Source organism: Kitasatospora sp. NPDC093558, from assembly GCF_040683475.1.
Classification (GTDB): Bacteria; Actinomycetota; Actinomycetes; order Streptomycetales; family Streptomycetaceae; genus Kitasatospora.
The window spans coordinates 1-1,187 of record NZ_JBFBDY010001295.1 but is presented as its reverse complement, the minus strand read 5'-3'; the positions used below and the strand labels follow the sequence as shown (position 1 = coordinate 1,187).

The 1,187-nt window shown below is 67.7% G+C and carries 1 protein-coding gene; it reads left to right on the top strand.

The annotated features are described in order from the left end of the window. Nucleotides 1-213: 213 nt before the first annotated feature. Nucleotides 214-1,179, top strand: a complete 966-nt coding sequence (locus AB0O00_RS40480; protein WP_363659659.1) for a hypothetical protein — start codon at nt 214-216, stop codon at nt 1,177-1,179. Nucleotides 1,180-1,187: the final 8 nt, after the last annotated feature.

The window sequence follows — 1,187 nt, the reverse complement described above, 5'->3', positions numbered from 1 at the left end:
GCCGAGTCCCGCCGCCGGGATTTCCGGGCGATGAAACTCAACGAGTTCGAGCTCACGCTCCCGGCCACGGACATCCCGCCCGACGCGCCCCGCCTGACGATGCGCGAGGACGCCACCGTCGTTCCCCGGTCCTGACGTACGGTCCACGGTCCCGACGTCCGGTCCACGCGGCGACACGCCAGGAGAGACCGAATCACCGGAAAGGAATCGCCCATGAGCAAGCTCACCTCCTACACCCCTCCCGGAAACCTCACCGATCTGGACGCGACCGGGGCCAAGGCCTGGGACACCTTCATCAGCGACAGCGTGGACCAGGCCGTCAAGGGCCCGGACCCCAGCCAGGTTCTCCACGACAGCCCGCGCGGCCAGTTCTACAACCTCACCAAGACCGACACCGCCGCGGACGCCACCGAGGCGACCGTCACCTGGACGGCGTTCCCCCGCATCATCAAGGTCAACTCGATCTCGGACCCTCAGCGGTGGCAGCGCGCGGACGCCAGCCGCGACGTCCAGGACGAGTACTGCGAGTGGAGCGTCACCCGCGACACCACCGGCAAGATCACCAAGGTCACCTTCACCTGCGAGGGCCCCGAGTACTGGTCATTGCTCGCGCAGACCGACCCCGGCACCGTCCTGAACCTCTATCAGACGTTCATCAGTGCCGACGTCCAGCACGGCGACCTGTTCGGCCCGGACGGCGCCTACCAGCCCCGCAACAGGTGGAACGACTCGACCTCGCACGGCGCGATGCACCTCATCCAGCGCAACAACACGCTCGGCGCGGAGATCGAACTCGCGGCCGCGGCCACCATCGTGCGGGTGATCGACGGTCAGGAACTCGCGACGGAGCAGCAACTGATCCAGTGCAGCAAGTACGGCCAGGCGGAGCGCAACAGCGACCCGCACATCGGCGGCGCCGTGAACGCGATCGCCCGCCAGAAGGCCGACGTCTCGCTCGCCGACCCGGTCGGCCTGTACTTCAACGACCTCTCCACCGACGGCTGGGCCACCCCCGACAACACCGACCCCAAGAGCTACTGGACGTACGTGCGCGGCGACGTCACCCACCCGGTGCGCGCGGTCTACGAAGTCCCGCAGGGCCGCGGCTTCGCCGTCGGCGACATCACCATCGGCGGCAAGCCAGAACGGAAGAGCACACGACTGAACACCAGTCACTAGCTAGGCAA